Consider the following 17,201-nt stretch of genomic DNA (forward strand, 5'->3'; position numbering starts at 1 on the left):
AACATGAGAATACCCATCTTAAAACTTCACAATTATTTACTAATTTCTATCCAGATCGATTTAGATGATCAAACGGCTATACAGTTTCAAGAGGATCTTCTTAGTAAGATTCATGAAAGTGGTGCAACAGGGGTCGTCATTGATCTGACGTCTGTAGACATTATTGACTCGTTCATTGCAAAAGTGTTGGGCGACGTTGTATCTATGTCTGATTTAATGGGTGCAAAAGTTGTTCTGACAGGTATACAACCTGCAGTTGCAATGACCCTGATTGATTTAGGGATTCACTTGCAAGACGTCCCAACTGCTTTAGATCTTGAACAAGGGTTGATCAAACTTCGACAGGAATTGGAGGAGTGAGTGAATGGACTTTCAATCCTGTGTGAACATTAAAAAGGAATGGGACATTGTAGGTGCCCGGCAACTTGGGCGCGATATTGCCAAAAAGATTGGCTTTGGTACAGTGGATCAGGCTCGTATAGCAACGGCTATCTCTGAGCTTGCCCGTAACATTTATTTATATGCTGGAACAGGTAAGGTTTGTTTTGAAGCAATTGAAGATATTAATGAACGTGGCTTACGAATCGTAGCCATGGACGAAGGCCCTGGAATTCGTGATGTCAGCCAGGTTATGGAAGATGGTTTCTCTACTTCCGGAGGACTTGGTGCAGGGTTGCCAGGAGTTAAACGTTTAATGGATGATTTTGATGTAATATCAAGGCAGGGGGAAGGGACTGAAGTGAGAGTTGTGAAATGGCTCCGCTAAAGGAGGAAATCAAGATGAGTACCTTAAAAATGGATCTTAGTAGCTATAAGGACTTGTTGAAGCAATATATTGAGACTCAAAATGAGCAAGCTCTTTATCGTGCGGAACAATTCAGCAAGCATTCCATCCAACAGAATATATCACCTGATGAAATTGTAGATGTGCACGTACAAGCCTTATCGGAGCTATACCCTGATATCCCTGATAACATTATGAATTCAATGAACTTTCTTTTAGAAACGATGATTTCATATGGACTGGCTTATCAAGAGTATCAAGCATTACGGGAGAAACAGTATGAACTGCAATCAGAGATTTCAGTTGCTGCCAACATGCAAGATACCCTGTTATCTACAACGAAGCCAAACTTAGAGGGATTGGATATAGGCGTAACAAGTCATCCTGCTAAACAAATGAGCGGAGATTATTACCACTTTGTTCAAGATCAAAAAGGATCAGTTGGAATTGCTGTAGCGGATGTTATCGGAAAAGGAATTCCAGCGGCGTTGTGCATGTCCATGATTAAGTACTCAATGGATAGTTTTCCTGATGAACAGATGTACCCAAGCTCCATATTAGAAGGTATGAACCGGGTTGTTGAACGAAATGTGGATCCGAGTATGTTTATTACAATGTTTTATGGCTTATATGATCAAGCCACGAACCATTTTTATTACTCATCCGCAGGCCATGAACCTGGGTTTTACTATTCAGCCAAGGATGATGCATTCTCGGAGATAGAAGCAAAGGGTCTTGTGCTAGGTGTTGATCGTAGTGCAACGTACAAGCAATACGAAACGCTTGTGGAACAAGGGGATATGATTGTTCTATTAACAGATGGCGTGACGGAATGTCGGGCTGGTGAGCGTTTCATCGAAAGAGAAGAGATATCAGATGTTATACACCAATACAAGCATCTCCCCGCTCAGGAGATTACAGAGCAAGTGTATCAACATTTTGAAAGGTTGCAGGATTTCCAGTTAAGGGACGACTTTACAATGGTAATCATAAGACGTGACGTTTAGTTCAAAATAAGAACGGGTAAATTTTTATAGCGTGATATAGAAAAAAGAAACGGAGGCTTAGGAAATATGAATCTTAACATTAATGTAGATGATAATGAAAAATTAAAAACCGTAACTTTAAGCGGTGAAATTGATGCATATACAGCACCAAAATTAAAAGAAACATTGCTCCCTTTGACACAAGTTGAACAGGCTGTCGTGAAGGTAGACCTTGAAGGGGTTTCCTACATGGATAGTACGGGTCTTGGAGTATTTATCAGTGCTCTAAAATCAACAAAAGAGTATGATAGCCAGTTAACATTGGTGAAAATGAACGATCGTGTATACCGTCTATTTGAAATTACAGGGTTAACAGATATTATTGATATTGAAACAGATTCAACGGTACGAGGTGGAATGTAATGACAGAGACATTTGACTTTATTGAAATCAAGATACCTGCCAAAGCTGAATATGTTGGCGTTGTAAGACTAAGTATTTCGGGCATCGCCAATCGTATGGGATTTGCTTATGACGATATTGAAGATCTTAAAGTGGGGATCTCTGAAGCGATTACGAACGCAGTGAAGCATGCCTACCACGAAACGGGCGAAGGTGAGATTACGCTTGGTTTTGGAGTGTATGAGGACCGATTAGAAATTATGGTAGCGGATCATGGTGGTAGCTTTGATCTGAAGAAGGTTAAAGAAGATACAGGCCCTTACCAAGAAGACGACTCAATTGAAGAATTGAGAGAAGGCGGCTTTGGACTCTTCTTAATCGATGCACTAATGGATAAAGTGGAAATCAATAATAAATATGGCGTTATCGTTCTAATGACGAAATATCTTCATGAAAATGAGGTGGGGTTTAATGACGACCAAATCTCAACCACACAATAGACGTGATGGTGAGGTTTACGAATGGATCAAACACTTACAGGAAACCCCTGAAGATGAAGTTGTACAAGAGAAGATTGTACTTCAATATGAGGATCTCGTTCAATCCATCGCGAAAAAGTACTCTAAAAACAGTTCCATTCACGAAGATCTAGTTCAAGTCGGAATGTTAGGGCTCCTTGCTGCAATCCGCAGATATGACCCTTCGTTTGGAAAATCATTCGAATCATTCGCCATCCCAACGATTATTGGCGAGATTAAGCGATTCATCAGAGACAAGACGTGGAGTGTGCACGTCCCGCGTCGTATCAAGGAGCTTGGTCCTAAGATTAAAAAAGCCGCAGAAGAACTTACAACAGATCTCCAGCGTTCTCCTTCTGTAGTTGAAATTGCTGATTATATTGGCGTTTCAGAAGAAGAAGTACTTGAAACAATGGAGATGGGTAAGAGTTATAAGGCACTATCTGTGGATCGAAAAATTGAAGCAGATTCAGATGGTAGTACGGTTACAATTTTAGATCTGATTGGGAACTCTGAGAAAGGCTTTGACCAGATTGACCAACAAATGCTACTCGAAAAAGTACTTCCAATTCTGACGGAAAGAGAACAAGAAATTCTAAGGTGTACCTACTTTGATAATATGAGTCAAAAAGACACCGGAGAACAGTTAGGCATTTCGCAAATGCACGTATCAAGATTGCAGCGACGCGCTCTTCGTAAGTTGAAAGAAGCCTTGCAGACAGATGAGTCGGAGTCTTACTATTGACGAAAGAACCGAAAGTCGATTTAAAGGTATTTCAACAGCCTAAAAAAGGGAACTATTATTGCGGTGATAGTTACTTCTATCAGCAGACAGAGGATGGGTTCATTTGCGCATTAGCAGATGGGCTCGGTAGCGGTGAGTATGCTCGTGAATCGTCCAAAGCTGTTATGGAAGTCATCGAAGAAAATGTTAATGGGTCAATTGATTCCATTATTAAGAAGGCTAATGATACTTTAAGAGATAAGCGCGGTGCTGTACTTGGTATACTGAGAATGGATTTCTCGGAAGGGACTTATTCCTTTACCTCAATTGGAAATATAGGTATTGTCGTTGTCCCTGCCCATGGGAAGAAGCAACGGAATATACCTGTAGCAGGTTATTTGTCGGGCTATCCAAGGCCTTATAATGTTAAACGAGACTCGTTGCATGAGGGTATGCTTTTCTTTATGTTTTCTGATGGAGTAAATGAACGAACATTAACCTCAAACACATTCGTATCCAAGAACCTAGAACTAATTATGGATTCATTCAAACAACAACAACCAGTAAAATACGATGATGATACAACTTTTATTGCGATGAAATATGGTTGAAAACCTTGTCCTTACCAAATTGTAAGAGGGCAAGGTTTTTTTGTGCATAGAAAGCTCTTTCAGGGTGAAATAGGAAATAGCGATTGAGTTTGGTAAAATAGATGAATAGGGTCAAAAGGAATAGGAGGAACTTATATGAACGATGAAGCTCAAATTATACAGTGGGTGGCACAAGAAACCTCAATAAAATCTTCTTTAATACAAGAAGTCATCTCGCTTCTTAACGAAGGGAACACGGTCCCTTTCATTGCCAGGTATCGAAAAGAGCAAACGAACGGATTAGACGAAGTACAGATCAATACCATTCAAGAAAAGTGGGAATACGGACAGAATCTATCGAAAAGGAAAGAAGAGGTTGTTCGTTTAATTGAAGAGCAAGGGAAATTGACAGAGGAGCTTCGTTCAGAAATCCTTCAAGCTCAACAGTTACAGAAGGTGGAAGACCTTTATAGGCCATATAAGCAGAAGCGTCGAACAAAAGCGACTGTTGCAAAAGAAAAAGGGCTGGAGCCATTGGCGCTTGCAATCTGGAACCACGAGAACCTTCATTTATCAAATGAGGCAGAGCGATATTTTTCAGAAGAACACGAATTACATACGATTGATGATGTGCTTGCAGGAGTGAATGATATCATTGCTGAATGGATTTCAGATGAACCTTCCTACAGGGACTACATCAGAACCAAAACATTTGAAAAAGGTACAATTGCGTCTGTCGATAAGGATAAAGAATTGGATGAGAAAAGTATCTTTGAAATGTACTATGATTATTCAGAACCTGTACGATCCATCGCATCACACCGTGTTCTTGCTCTTAACCGTGGTGAGAAAGAGGGAGTGCTTAAAGTTGGGATTGAGCCTCCTGTAGAGCTCGTGTTGGATTACTTGCACAGGAAGCTCGTTCCGAAACAAGCGGATGAGATCAACCAATTGTGGAAGGATGCAATTGAAGATTCTTATAAAAGGTTGATTCAACCTTCTGTAGAAAGAGAAGTGCGCACATCTCTTTCTGAAAGAGCAGAAGAACAAGCGATTGATGTCTTTTCAAAGAACTTAAAGAACTTATTGCTTCAGCCTCCGTTAAAGGGGCGTGCGGTGCTTGGAGTTGATCCAGCGTATCGAACTGGTTGTAAACTATCGGTTGTAGATGAAACGGGGAAAGTACAAGCCATTAAAGTCGTCTACCCGACACCTCCTAAAAACGATAAAAAAGGCGCAGAGAAAGTCATTCTTCAGCTGATGAAGGAATACCCAATCGAGCTAGTTGCGATCGGCAATGGGACAGCTTCTAGAGAAACGGAACAAATTATCGCTGATATGATTCAGAACAATGAATTAGACATTGCATACATGATCGTAAATGAAGCAGGAGCAAGTGTATATTCAGCTTCCAAGTTAGCCCGTGAAGAGTTTCCTGATTTACAAGTAGAAGAGCGGAGTGCTGTATCTATTGCCCGCCGCGTGCAAGACCCACTAGCTGAATTAGTAAAGATTGATCCTAAGAGTATTGGTGTAGGGCAGTACCAACATGACGTAACGCAGAAGAAATTAAATCAATCATTAACGTTCGTTGTAGAGACAACGGTAAACCAGGTTGGTGTGAATGCCAATACGGCTTCTCCTTCTTTACTTCAATATGTATCAGGCCTTAGCAAAACGGTTGCAAATAATATTGTGAAGACAAGAGAAGAGCAAGGGAAGTTTACAAATCGCAATCAGCTAAAGAAAATCCCTCGCCTTGGAGCTAAAACATATGAACAGAGTATAGGTTTCTTAAGGTTACCTGATGGGGATGAACCGTTAGACCGTACACCTATTCACCCTGAGAGTTATAAAGCTACGAAAGAATTGCTGAAGAAGATGGGATGTTCTGTAGAAGACCTTGGAACAGATAAACTAAATGACCAGGTTAAGAACCTAAATGTAAACGAGGCTGCTAGTCAACTAGAGATTGGTGTTCCTACACTCCAAGATATACTAGAAGCTTTAGTTCAGCCTGGCCGTGACCCTCGTGATGACTTACCAACTCCTTTATTAAAGAAAGACGTTCTTTCAATGGAGGATTTAAGACAAGGCATGGAGCTACAAGGTACAGTGCGTAATGTCGTAGACTTTGGCGTATTTGTAGACATTGGAGTAAAACAAGATGGTTTGGTGCATATCTCTAAACTTGCTAAACGCTTTGTTAAACATCCATTAGATGTTGTGGCAGTTGGAGATGTCGTAACGGTTTGGGTTGAAGATGTAGATAAGAAAAAAGAACGGATTGCTCTATCTATGCTAGGACCAGCTGAATAATAGAAGGAAGCACTGCTTACGAGCAGTGTTTTTTTCTATAGAAATACCAACACTGATTAAGCATCTTGATTTGATAAGAATTCTTTTCCTGGTATGCTTTCATCAGTTGTCGCTGTAACCAACTAGGCATAAAGAGCACCACCTTTCTGTTAATATGTAAAAAGCGATGTTGTCATTGAGAAAGGTATAAAGCGTTACTTTCATGTTATGCATACAAACGCCTATATGTGATAAAGGAGGGGAAACTATGGAAAATAAAGCGTTATGGAGATGGGTAGATCAGATCTCAAGAGAATGGTTTGGGAAGCCATATGAAGATGAGGTAATGATGAACAACCGTCTACGTACAACAGGTGGCCGTTACTTACCAGCTCACAGGAGAATTGAGCTGAATCCTAAATACCTATCAGAGTTAGGTGAAGAAGAATTTAAAGGGATAATCAAACATGAGTTATGCCACTATCACCTTCATATAGAAGGGAAGGGTTATCAACATCGTGACCCAGAATTTAGAGCCTTATTAAAAAGAACGGGGTCTCCGCGATTTTGTAAGGCGTTGCCTTCCCAATATAGAGAGCCTAACCATATCTATCAATGCAAGGAGTGTGGGTATACTTATAAACGACTAAAAAGGGTGAATACAACGAAGTATAGGTGCGGGAAATGCAAAGGGAAGTTAAAAAAGATAGAATAATGTATTGACCTTGGACGAGCCACGTGTTAAATTATTATAGCCGTCATCGATACGGCACTTTAACCGAATAACTGATTTTAATTTTTTTCGGGAATGTTATTGACACTCATTAAAATGTGTTGTAACATATAAAAGTCGCAAAGGAAAACAAAAAAGAACTCATTCAAACCGAATGAAATTCTTTAAAAAAATCCTTGCAAACAAAAACAATATCTGATAAAGTATTTAATTGTCGGCGAAACAAAACAAGCCGAAAAACAAATGCTTCATTAATTCTTATTCCAACGTAGCTCAGTGGTAGAGCTATCGGCTGTTAACCGATCGGTCGCAGGTTCGAATCCTGCCGTTGGAGCCAGTGGAGAAGTACTCAAGTGGCTGAAGAGGCGCCCCTGCTAAGGGTGTAGGTCGCGTAAGCGGCGCGAGGGTTCAAATCCCTCCTTCTCCGCCATTTCTTACCTGGCCCGTTGGTCAAGTGGTTAAGACACCGCCCTTTCACGGCGGTAACACGGGTTCGAATCCCGTACGGGTCACCATTTAGTTTTTGGTCCGGTAGTTCAGTTGGTTAGAATGCCTGCCTGTCACGCAGGAGGTCGCGGGTTCGAGTCCCGTCCGGACCGCCACTTATATTGGCCCATAGCCAAGCGGTAAGGCAACGGTTTTTGGTACCGTCATGCGCTGGTTCGAATCCAGCTGGGCCAGCCATTATTACGAAGAGCCATTAGCTCAGTTGGTAGAGCATCTGACTTTTAATCAGAGGGTCGGAGGTTCGAATCCTCCATGGCTCACCATTGTTTTTTCACACCGTGCGGGTGTGGCGGAATTGGCAGACGCGCTAGACTTAGGATCTAGTGTCTCTCGACGTGGGGGTTCAAGTCCCTCCACCCGCACCATTATTAATGCAAGCGATCTTCGCTAACAAGCGTGTAAAGCTCATAATTGATGAGCGGTCGTGGCGGAATGGCAGACGCGCTAGGTTGAGGGCCTAGTGGGGGTTCACCCCGTGGAGGTTCAAATCCTCTCGACCGCACCATTGAAGTCACAAAGAAATTTAAAAAAAGTTCTTGCATTGATAAAATAGACGTGATATAATAAATCTTGTCGCTTCAAAAAAACAACATGCGCCCGTAGCTCAATTGGATAGAGCGTTTGACTACGGATCAAGAGGTTAGGGGTTCGACTCCTCTCGGGCGCGCCATTTTCTTTCTGCGGGAAGTAGCTCAGCTTGGTAGAGCACATGGTTTGGGACCATGGGGTCGCAGGTTCGAATCCTGTCTTCCCGACCATCGGAAAACTTTATATGCGGGTGTAGTTTAGTGGTAAAACCTCAGCCTTCCAAGCTGATGTCGTGGGTTCGATTCCCATCACCCGCTCCATTATTAATATGGGCCTGTAGCTCAGTTGGTTAGAGCGCACGCCTGATAAGCGTGAGGTCGGTGGTTCAAGTCCACTCAGGCCCACCAGAAGAAACATTTGATCTTTGAAAACTGAACGAAACAACATGTAACGTCAATGTCTTTAAATTATTTTTTAAAGCCAGTAATCATTTATTTGATGCTAGGCAAACTCTAACTTTATGGAGAGTTTGATCTTGGCTCAGGACGAACGCTGGCGGCGTGCCTAATACATGCAAGTCGAGCGCGTGAATCAACATGATCCCTTCGGGGTGATTGTTGTGGATCGAGCGGCGGACGGGTGAGTAACACGTGGGCAACCTACCCATGAGATCGGGATAACTCCGGGAAACCGGAGCTAATACCGAATAACCCAGTGAACTGCATGGTTCACTGGTAAAAGGCGGTTTCGGCCGTCACTCATGGATGGGCCCGCGGCGCATTAGCTAGTTGGTAAGGTAACGGCTTACCAAGGCGACGATGCGTAGCCGACCTGAGAGGGTGATCGGCCACACTGGGACTGAGACACGGCCCAGACTCCTACGGGAGGCAGCAGTAGGGAATCTTCCGCAATGGACGAAAGTCTGACGGAGCAACGCCGCGTGAACGATGAAGGTCTTCGGATCGTAAAGTTCTGTTGTTAGGGAAGAACAAGTGCCAGAGGAAATGCTGGTACCTTGACGGTACCTAACCAGAAAGCCACGGCTAACTACGTGCCAGCAGCCGCGGTAATACGTAGGTGGCAAGCGTTGTCCGGAATTATTGGGCGTAAAGCGCGCGCAGGCGGTTTCTTAAGTCTGATGTGAAAGCCCACAGCTCAACTGTGGAGGGCCATTGGAAACTGGGGAACTTGAGTACAGAAGAGGAGAGTGGAATTCCACGTGTAGCGGTGAAATGCGTAGATATGTGGAGGAACACCAGTGGCGAAGGCGACTCTCTGGTCTGTAACTGACGCTGAGGCGCGAAAGCGTGGGTAGCAAACAGGATTAGATACCCTGGTAGTCCACGCCGTAAACGTTGAGTGCTAGGTGTTAGGGGGTTTCCGCCCCTTAGTGCTGAAGTTAACGCATTAAGCACTCCGCCTGGGGAGTACGGCCGCAAGGCTGAAACTCAAAAGAATTGACGGGGGCCCGCACAAGCGGTGGAGCATGTGGTTTAATTCGAAGCAACGCGAAGAACCTTACCAGGTCTTGACATCTTCCGCTATCCCTAGAGATAGGGAGTTCCCTTCGGGGACGGAATGACAGGTGGTGCATGGTTGTCGTCAGCTCGTGTCGTGAGATGTTGGGTTAAGTCCCGCAACGAGCGCAACCCCTAATCTTAGTTGCCAGCATTCAGTTGGGCACTCTAAGGTGACTGCCGGTGACAAACCGGAGGAAGGCGGGGATGACGTCAAATCATCATGCCCCTTATGACCTGGGCTACACACGTGCTACAATGGATGGTACAGAGGGCCGCGAGACCGCGAGGTCAAGCAAATCTCAAAAAACCATTCTCAGTTCGGATTGCAGGCTGCAACTCGCCTGTATGAAGCCGGAATCGCTAGTAATCGCAGGTCAGCATACTGCGGTGAATACGTTCCCGGGCCTTGTACACACCGCCCGTCACACCACGAGAGTTGGCAACACCCGAAGTCGGTGAGGTAACCTTTTTGGAGCCAGCCGCCGAAGGTGGGGCCAATGATTGGGGTGAAGTCGTAACAAGGTAGCCGTATCGGAAGGTGCGGCTGGATCACCTCCTTTCTAAGGATTATAACGGAAAGCGCAGGCGACTGATTAGGGTCGTACGGATAAGTGAGCTGTTCGGAAGTGGCGTTAGCCACTGCAGAATAGATCGCTTATCTCGCTAGACCCTAGTCGCCGGAGCTAGACACAATTTCGCGTTCATGTTTGTTTCGTTCGGTTTTGGAAGCTCAAATGCTTTCAAACAGTACCTTGAAAACTAGATAAGAATTAGACATCAAACCAACGTTAGATTTAACGTAAGCATCATTATGATGCGTCTTTTCACATTGATTTTAGATAGTTAAGTGAATAAGGGCGCACGGTGGATGCCTTGGCACTAGGAGCCGATGAAGGACGGGACTAACACCGATATGCTTCGGGGAGCCGTAAGTAGGCTATAATCCGGAGATTTCCGAATGGGGGAACCCACTACCCGTAATGGGGTAGGATCCTTAACTGAATACATAGGTTAAGGAAGGTAGACTCGGGGAACTGAAACATCTCAGTACCCGAAGGAAGAGAAAGCAAACGCGATTTCCTGAGTAGCGGCGAGCGAAACGGAATCAGCCCAAACCAGAGAGCTTGCTCTCTGGGGTTGTAGGACACTCCTTTGGAGTTATCAAGAAACAAGATAGATGAATGATCTGGAACGGTCAGCCGAAGAAGGTAACGGCCCTGTAGTCAAAATCTTGTTTCCTCCGGAGTGGATCCTGAGTACGGCGGAACACGAGGAATTCCGTCGGAATCCGGGAGGACCATCTCCCAAGGCTAAATACTCCCTAGTGACCGATAGTGAACCAGTACCGTGAGGGAAAGGTGAAAAGCACCCCGGGAGGGGAGTGAAATAGAACCTGAAACCGTGTGCCTACAAGTAGTTGGAGCCCGTTAATGGGTGACAGCGTACCTTTTGTAGAATGGACCGGCGAGTTACGATCCCATGCAAGGTTAAGATGAAAAATCGGAGCCGCAGCGAAAGCGAGTCTGAATAGGGCGAAATAGTATGTGGTCGTAGACCCGAAACCGTGTGATCTACCCATGTCCAGGGTGAAGGCCAGGTAACACTGGCTGGAGGCCCGAACCCACGCACGTTGAAAAGTGCGGGGATGAGGTGTGGGTAGCGGTGAAATGCCAATCGAACACGGAGATAGCTGGTTCTCTCCGAAATAGCTTTAGGGCTAGCCTCAAGGTAAGAGTCTTGGAGGTAGAGCACTGATTGGACTAGGGGCCCTCATCGGGTTACCGAATTCAGTCAAACTCCGAATGCCAACGACTCATCCTTGGGAGTCAGACTGCGAGTGATAAGGTCCGTAGTCGAGAGGGGAACAGCCCAGACCACCAGCTAAGGTCCCTAAGTTTATGTTAAGTGGAAAAGGATGTGGAGTTGCTCAGACAACCAGGATGTTGGCTTAGAAGCAGCCATCATTTAAAGAGTGCGTAATAGCTCACTGGTCGAGTGACTCTGCGCCGAAAATGTACCGGGGCTAAACATAACACCGAAGCTGTGGATTGTTCTTACGAACAATGGTAGGAGAGCGTTCTAAGTGCAGTGAAGTCAGACCGTAAGGACTGGTGGAGCGCTTAGAAGTGAGAATGCCGGTATGAGTAGCGAAAGAAGAGTGAGAATCTCTTCCACCGTAAGTCTAAGGTTTCCTGAGGAAGGCTCGTCCGCTCAGGGTTAGTCGGGACCTAAGCCGAGGCCGAAAGGCGTAGGCGATGGATAACAGGTTGATATTCCTGTACCACCTCCTTTCCGTTTGAATGACGGGGGGACGCAGTAGGATAGGGAATCCGCTCCACTGGATGTGAGCGGCCAAGCAGTGAGTGAGATGCATAGGCAAATCCGTGCATCAATCACAAGCTGTGATGGGGAGGGAACTATAGTACCGAAGTTCCTGATTTCACACTGCCAAGAAAAGCCTCTAATGAGGAAAGAGGTGCCCGTACCGCAAACCGACACAGGTAGACGAGGAGAGTATCCTAAGGTGATCGGGAGAACTCTTGTTAAGGAACTCGGCAAAATGACCCCGTAACTTCGGGAGAAGGGGTGCTCCTTCATAGGAGGAGCCGCAGTGAAAAGGCCCAATCGACTGTTTAGCAAAAACACAGGTCTCTGCGAAACCGAAAGGTGAAGTATAGGGGCTGACACCTGCCCGGTGCTGGAAGGTTAAGGGGATGAGTTAGCTTAGGCGAAGCTTTGAACCGAAGCCCCAGTAAACGGCGGCCGTAACTATAACGGTCCTAAGGTAGCGAAATTCCTTGTCGGGTAAGTTCCGACCCGCACGAAAGGTGCAACGAATTGGGCACTGTCTCAACAAGAGACCCGGTGAAATTATACTATGCGTGAAGATGCGCATTACCCGCGACAGGACGGAAAGACCCCGTGGAGCTTTACTGTAGCCTGATATTGAATGTTGGTACAGCTTGTACAGGATAGGTGGGAGCCGTCGATACCGGAGCGCTAGCTTCGGTGGAGGCATCCGTGGGATACCACCCTGGCTGTATTGACATTCTAACCCAGGACCGTAATCCGGTCCGGAGACAGTGTCAGGTGGGCAGTTTGACTGGGGCGGTCGCCTCCCAAAAAGTAACGGAGGCGCCCAAAGGTTCCCTCAGAATGGTTGGAAATCATTCGCAGAGTGCAAAGGCACAAGGGAGCTTGACTGCGAGACCTACAAGTCGAGCAGGGACGAAAGTCGGGCTTAGTGATCCGGCGGTACCGCATGGAAGGGCCGTCGCTCAACGGATAAAAGCTACCCCGGGGATAACAGGCTTATCTCCCCCAAGAGTCCACATCGACGGGGAGGTTTGGCACCTCGATGTCGGCTCATCGCATCCTGGGGCTGTAGTCGGTCCCAAGGGTTGGGCTGTTCGCCCATTAAAGCGGTACGCGAGCTGGGTTCAGAACGTCGTGAGACAGTTCGGTCCCTATCCGTCGTGGGCGTTGGAAATTTGAGGAGAGCTGTCCTTAGTACGAGAGGACCGGGATGGACGCACCGCTGGTGCACCAGTTGTTCCGCCAGGAGCACAGCTGGGTAGCTACGTGCGGAAGGGATAAGTGCTGAAAGCATCTAAGCATGAAGCCCACTTCAAGATGAGATTTCCCATCACTTCGAGTGAGTAAGATTCCTTGTAGACGACAAGGTTGATAGGTCGGAGGTGGAAGCGTGGTGACACGTGCAGCTGACCGATACTAATAAATCGAGGACTTATCTATCTAAAGCGCAAACGACCGCTTAGACCCGTACGGATAAGACAGATTTTCGGAAAAGGCGATTAGCCTTTGGAGAAAAGATGACTTATACGCTAGGGTCTGGGAGTTGGAGCTGGAAGCCAGTTCAAGCGCAAAAACGTAAAAGGCACGATGTCTTAATTCTTATCTAGTTTTGAAGGTACTCCTTCAAAAAACAATAGTATGGCGGTTTTGGCGAAGAGGTCACACCTGTTCCCATGCCGAACACAGAAGTTAAGCTCTTCAGCGCCGATGGTAGTCGGGGTTTCACCCCCGCAAGAGTAGGACGCCGCCATGCTTTGTTTATATTATTATCGTCGCGGGGTGGAGCAACGAGCATCGCTTCACTGAAACAACTTCGAGTTGTCCCGACACATTCACTTCCTTGAATGATCTTGCAGAGGAAGGGACAGTCTTTCTGAGACTGGGAGCATGCTCAACATTATGAATACTTATTAACGTCGCGGGGTGGAGCAGTCTGGTAGCTCGTCGGGCTCATAACCCGAAGGTCGCAGGTTCAAATCCTGTCCCCGCAACCAAATTAAATTTGTTCAACGTCGATTTCACTTCGTTGAATTACAAATGACTGTGTACCTTTAGGTGCAACCAAATTAAATTTGTGTTACGTCGAATACACTTCTTCGAATCACAAATTGTTGTGCTTAGATTAATCAAATAAGAAAATGGTCCGGTAGTTCAGTTGGTTAGAATGCCTGCCTGTCACGCAGGAGGTCGCGGGTTCGAGTCCCGTCCGGACCGCCATTTTTGTTTTTGATTACATATGATTGTTTATACAAGCCTTAGGAAAACCTCCTAAGGCTTTTCTAATGCATTTTTTTAGGGGATCTGAGAGATTGCTCTCGCTCTGATCTTGTACTCTTTACTAATATAGATAGGTTTTTTTCTTTTTGCCCCCTTTTTTGCTATGATGGGAATTAGGTAAGAATCGATTCGTTAGATTGTAATAGGAAGTAGGTGTTTCGCATGAATGAAAGCTATACCATTCATACCCGCTCTGCTGAAGAGACGAAAGAAGTAGCTGAACGTTTAGGTGCTCTTTTAGAACCGAATGATCTTCTTACGCTTGAAGGAGACCTTGGCACAGGCAAGACAACTTTTACAAAAGGGCTGGGCAGCGGACTCGGTATCACAAGAACCATTAGCAGCCCCACATTCACGATTGTTAAAGAATATGAAGGGCGTATGCCTCTTTATCACTTAGATGTTTATCGTCTAGAAGATAGTGATGAGGATATCGGGTTTGATGAGTATTTCGAAGGTGAAGGTGTGTGTGTTGTGGAGTGGGCCCAATACATTGAAGACTATCTTCCGAAAGAACGGTTAGATCTTCATCTTTCCTATAATGGGGAAGACCACCGTACGATACAATTAACCCCTCATGGGGAACGATATGAACGATTATGTAAGGAGTTAGTCAAATGATTGTATTAGCTATCGATACGTCGAATCAACCGATGACGATCGCCGTTATGAAAGAAGAACAGCTCTTAGCTGAATATACAACGGATATAAAGAAAAACCATTCGGTACAGCTTATGCCTGCCATTAACCAACTGTTAGCAGATTGTAAGATGACGCCACAAGATCTAGATTTGATTGCCGTTGGCCATGGCCCAGGATCGTTTACCGGCGTTCGAATTGGACTCACGACAGCCAAGACATTAGCTTGGTCATTATCAATCCCTATTGTGGCCGTATCAAGCTTAGAGGTGCTGTCTTACAATGGGATCTTCTTTAATGGTCTTGTTTGCCCGTTCTTTGATGCAAGAAGAGGACAAGTTTATACAGGTCTGTACCAAGCTGAAGGGTTCGAGAAAATGGTTCCTGTTAAAGATGAAGTGAACGTGCTTATGTCAGATTGGCTAGAAGTGCTACGCGCTACAGAGGAATCCGTTTTATTTATTAGTTCTCAAGCTTCTATTCATAAAGAAAAGATCCAAGAAGTATTAGGTGAGAAAGCTGTTTTCTCTTCCTTACCGGTTCATTTGCCAAGTGCAGGAATGCTTGCGAGTATTGCTCTTACGAAGGAACCAACCTCTCTTCATGAACTAACGCCAAACTACCTTCGTCTTGCAGAGGCTGAGGCCAAATGGCTTGAGAGCCAAAAGGGGCATCAGCAAAGTGAGTAAAGCGATCGTTCGCCAAATGAAAGAAGAGGATATAGATCGGGTTCTGCAATTGGAAGAGGCATGCTTTGCTACCCCATGGACCCGAGATGCATTTGAGCACGAGCTTCAAGATAATCCTTATGCGGTTTATTACGTTCTTGAATATGAAGGCGTATTAGTAGGGTATTGTGGATTATGGGTTATTATTGATGAAGCTCATATTACAAATATCGCGATTTTACCTGAGTACCGAGGTATGAAGCTTGGGCAAGCCTTATTTGAAGTGGTGATGGAAAAGGCACGTTTAGTTGGGGCCATTCAACTATCTCTAGAAGTAAGGGTATCGAATATTGTGGCCCAGCGTCTATACCGTAAGTATGGTCTGGTACCAGGCGGAATCCGTAAAAATTACTATACAGATAACCAAGAGGATGCTGTAGTTATGTGGGTGAAATTATAATGGATCAATATATTCTAGGAATTGAAACGAGCTGTGATGAAACAGCTGTTGCGATTGTGAGAAATGGGACAGAACTTATTGCGAATGTCGTTGCTTCTCAAATTGAGAGCCATAAACGCTTTGGAGGCGTTGTTCCGGAAATTGCTTCCCGTCACCATGTGGAACAGGTGACGCTCGTTTTAGAGGAAGCTTTAGAACAAGCTGATATGAATATGGAAGAGATCGATGCCATTGCGGTTACAGAGGGCCCTGGTTTGGTTGGAGCCCTATTAGTAGGGGTAAATGCGGCCAAGGCATTAGCTTTTGCTTATCAAAAGCCTCTAGTGGGCGTACAGCATATAGCCGGGCATATCTATGCGAATCGTCTGATGAAAGAGTTTGAGTTTCCATTGCTTTCTCTGGTCGTTTCGGGAGGACATACAGAGCTTATTCTTATGAAGGAACATGGCTCATTTGAAGTGATTGGAGAAACGAGGGACGATGCAGCGGGGGAAGCCTATGATAAAGTGGCGAGAACACTAAAACTTCCTTATCCAGGTGGCCCTCATATAGACCGACTGGCTCATGAAGGTGAAGTAACAATAGACTTCCCTCGAGCTTGGCTTGAGAATGATTCCTTTGACTTTAGCTTTAGTGGATTGAAGTCTTCAGTTATTAACACTTTACACAACGCCAAGCAAAAAGGGACCGAATTAAAGCAAGAAGATATTGCAGCAAGCTTTCAGGAAAGTGTTGTTGATGTGTTATCCACAAAGGCTTATAAAGCTGCAAAGCAATACGGTGTGAAACAAGTTATAGTAGCAGGCGGAGTAGCTGCTAATAAAGGGTTACGAGCTCGTCTTGAAGAGAAGTTTGGTTCAGATGAAGAACTCGAGCTATTAATTCCACCACTACACTTATGCACAGATAATGCAGCGATGATTGCGGCAGCAGGAACGGTTGCATTCAACCAGGGTCATCGTGCTGGGTGGGATCTGAACGGAAATCCATCCTTATCATTAGAACGTTATGCGAAGCGCTCCGTAACGAAATAATACACAGGTAGAAAGCGAAATCATGTATTGGTTTCGCTTTTTTATGTGGATAAGGAATCTGAAAGTTTGAATGATTCTTCCTAGAGCCCATTTTTCCACAGCTTAAAAATTAATTGTGCACAAAATTTGTAGAATGCTGTCATAGTAAATAATCGTTTGTGCATAAAATCTGTGGATAACATAATGTAATTCTGTGGATACTGTGTATAAATCTGTG

14 protein-coding genes, 14 tRNA genes and 3 rRNA genes are annotated in these 17,201 nt (G+C 45.0%); 30 read left to right on the forward strand and 1 reads right to left on the reverse strand.

Annotated features, from left to right (window positions below):
• The first annotated feature begins 3 nt into the window (after positions 1-3).
• The 8 genes from ACYX4O_RS01405 (at position 4) to ACYX4O_RS01440 (ending at position 6,323) form a co-directional block, all read left to right on the forward strand.
• On the forward strand, positions 4-360 hold the full coding sequence (locus ACYX4O_RS01405) for an STAS domain-containing protein (RefSeq protein WP_255688851.1): 357 nt from the start codon (positions 4-6) through the stop codon (positions 358-360).
• Positions 361-364: 4 nt separating this feature from the next.
• The gene (locus ACYX4O_RS01410; protein ID WP_036786615.1) at positions 365-766 is read left to right on the forward strand and encodes an anti-sigma regulatory factor; all 402 of its coding nucleotides are present in this window, start codon (positions 365-367) and stop codon (positions 764-766) included.
• A gap of 14 nt (positions 767-780) precedes the next feature.
• Entirely contained in the window at positions 781-1,791 is a 1,011-nt protein-coding gene (locus ACYX4O_RS01415) for a PP2C family protein-serine/threonine phosphatase (protein ID WP_476353952.1), read from the forward strand.
• A 66-nt stretch (positions 1,792-1,857) separates the two neighbouring features.
• Complete coding sequence (locus ACYX4O_RS01420) at positions 1,858-2,193, forward strand: STAS domain-containing protein (RefSeq protein WP_476353954.1); 336 nt, start codon at positions 1,858-1,860, stop codon at positions 2,191-2,193.
• The gene (gene rsbW / locus ACYX4O_RS01425) at positions 2,193-2,672 is read left to right on the forward strand and encodes an anti-sigma B factor RsbW (protein ID WP_476353955.1); all 480 of its coding nucleotides are present in this window, start codon (positions 2,193-2,195) and stop codon (positions 2,670-2,672) included. The genes ACYX4O_RS01420 and rsbW overlap by 1 nt, the downstream gene beginning before the upstream one ends.
• Positions 2,644-3,435, forward strand: coding sequence for an RNA polymerase sigma factor SigB (sigB, locus tag ACYX4O_RS01430; protein ID WP_476353957.1), 792 nt, complete (start codon positions 2,644-2,646; stop codon positions 3,433-3,435). Before rsbW ends, sigB begins: the two co-directional genes overlap by 29 nt.
• Complete coding sequence (locus ACYX4O_RS01435) at positions 3,432-4,025, forward strand: SpoIIE family protein phosphatase (protein ID WP_476353959.1); 594 nt, start codon at positions 3,432-3,434, stop codon at positions 4,023-4,025. Before sigB ends, ACYX4O_RS01435 begins: the two co-directional genes overlap by 4 nt.
• A 135-nt stretch (positions 4,026-4,160) precedes the next feature.
• Positions 4,161-6,323: a Tex family protein gene (locus tag ACYX4O_RS01440; RefSeq protein ID WP_476353961.1), complete on the forward strand. Its 2,163-nt coding sequence runs from the start codon at positions 4,161-4,163 to the stop codon at positions 6,321-6,323.
• A gap of 16 nt (positions 6,324-6,339) precedes the next feature.
• Here the strand turns inward: ACYX4O_RS01440 and cmpA are convergent, their stop codons facing one another.
• On the reverse strand, positions 6,340-6,453 hold the full coding sequence (gene cmpA, locus ACYX4O_RS01445; RefSeq protein WP_231419656.1) for a cortex morphogenetic protein CmpA: 114 nt from the start codon (positions 6,451-6,453) through the stop codon (positions 6,340-6,342).
• A gap of 117 nt (positions 6,454-6,570) precedes the next feature.
• On the opposite strand from cmpA, the gene ACYX4O_RS01450 reads away from it, so the two are divergent.
• The 22 genes from ACYX4O_RS01450 (at position 6,571) to tsaD (ending at position 16,984) form a co-directional block, all read left to right on the forward strand.
• A complete protein-coding gene (locus tag ACYX4O_RS01450) occupies positions 6,571-7,017 on the forward strand; it encodes a SprT family protein (protein WP_476353963.1) in 447 nt (148 codons plus the stop codon).
• A gap of 280 nt (positions 7,018-7,297) precedes the next feature.
• A tRNA-Asn gene (locus ACYX4O_RS01455) sits at positions 7,298-7,372 on the forward strand.
• A gap of 2 nt (positions 7,373-7,374) precedes the next feature.
• Positions 7,375-7,465: transfer RNA gene (locus ACYX4O_RS01460), tRNA-Ser, on the forward strand.
• A gap of 10 nt (positions 7,466-7,475) precedes the next feature.
• Positions 7,476-7,550, forward strand: a tRNA-Glu gene (locus ACYX4O_RS01465).
• A 10-nt stretch (positions 7,551-7,560) separates the two neighbouring features.
• Positions 7,561-7,637 (forward strand) — tRNA-Asp (locus ACYX4O_RS01470).
• Positions 7,638-7,644: 7 nt separating this feature from the next.
• A tRNA-Gln gene (locus ACYX4O_RS01475) sits at positions 7,645-7,719 on the forward strand.
• Between the two features lie 10 nt (positions 7,720-7,729).
• Positions 7,730-7,805 (forward strand) — tRNA-Lys (locus ACYX4O_RS01480).
• 17 nt (positions 7,806-7,822) lie between these two features.
• Positions 7,823-7,907: transfer RNA gene (locus ACYX4O_RS01485), tRNA-Leu, on the forward strand.
• A 53-nt stretch (positions 7,908-7,960) separates the two neighbouring features.
• A tRNA-Leu gene (locus ACYX4O_RS01490) sits at positions 7,961-8,047 on the forward strand.
• A gap of 88 nt (positions 8,048-8,135) precedes the next feature.
• A tRNA-Arg gene (locus ACYX4O_RS01495) sits at positions 8,136-8,212 on the forward strand.
• 11 nt (positions 8,213-8,223) lie between these two features.
• Positions 8,224-8,300 (forward strand) — tRNA-Pro (locus ACYX4O_RS01500).
• A 16-nt stretch (positions 8,301-8,316) separates the two neighbouring features.
• Positions 8,317-8,390 (forward strand) — tRNA-Gly (locus ACYX4O_RS01505).
• A 10-nt stretch (positions 8,391-8,400) separates the two neighbouring features.
• Positions 8,401-8,477 (forward strand) — tRNA-Ile (locus tag ACYX4O_RS01510).
• A 110-nt stretch (positions 8,478-8,587) separates the two neighbouring features.
• Positions 8,588-10,150, forward strand: a 16S ribosomal RNA gene (locus ACYX4O_RS01515).
• Between the two features lie 281 nt (positions 10,151-10,431).
• Positions 10,432-13,346: ribosomal RNA gene (locus tag ACYX4O_RS01520) — 23S ribosomal RNA — on the forward strand.
• Between the two features lie 197 nt (positions 13,347-13,543).
• Positions 13,544-13,659, forward strand: a 5S ribosomal RNA gene (gene rrf, locus ACYX4O_RS01525).
• Together the 16S, 23S and 5S rRNA genes with 14 tRNA genes alongside form the textbook arrangement of a ribosomal RNA operon.
• A gap of 164 nt (positions 13,660-13,823) precedes the next feature.
• Positions 13,824-13,900 (forward strand) — tRNA-Met (locus ACYX4O_RS01530).
• Between the two features lie 146 nt (positions 13,901-14,046).
• Positions 14,047-14,123 (forward strand) — tRNA-Asp (locus ACYX4O_RS01535).
• A gap of 222 nt (positions 14,124-14,345) precedes the next feature.
• A complete protein-coding gene (gene tsaE / locus ACYX4O_RS01540) occupies positions 14,346-14,804 on the forward strand; it encodes a tRNA (adenosine(37)-N6)-threonylcarbamoyltransferase complex ATPase subunit type 1 TsaE (RefSeq protein ID WP_476353965.1) in 459 nt (152 codons plus the stop codon).
• A complete protein-coding gene (gene tsaB, locus ACYX4O_RS01545; protein ID WP_476353967.1) occupies positions 14,801-15,511 on the forward strand; it encodes a tRNA (adenosine(37)-N6)-threonylcarbamoyltransferase complex dimerization subunit type 1 TsaB in 711 nt (236 codons plus the stop codon). The genes tsaE and tsaB overlap by 4 nt, the downstream gene beginning before the upstream one ends.
• 16 nt (positions 15,512-15,527) lie before the next feature.
• Complete coding sequence (gene rimI, locus ACYX4O_RS01550; protein WP_476356973.1) at positions 15,528-15,950, forward strand: ribosomal protein S18-alanine N-acetyltransferase; 423 nt, start codon at positions 15,528-15,530, stop codon at positions 15,948-15,950.
• The gene (gene tsaD / locus ACYX4O_RS01555) at positions 15,950-16,984 is read left to right on the forward strand and encodes a tRNA (adenosine(37)-N6)-threonylcarbamoyltransferase complex transferase subunit TsaD (RefSeq protein ID WP_476353969.1); all 1,035 of its coding nucleotides are present in this window, start codon (positions 15,950-15,952) and stop codon (positions 16,982-16,984) included. Before rimI ends, tsaD begins: the two co-directional genes overlap by 1 nt.
• Positions 16,985-17,201 lie beyond the last annotated feature (217 nt).

It is taken from the genome of Pontibacillus sp. ABV4_188 (genome assembly GCF_056311905.1).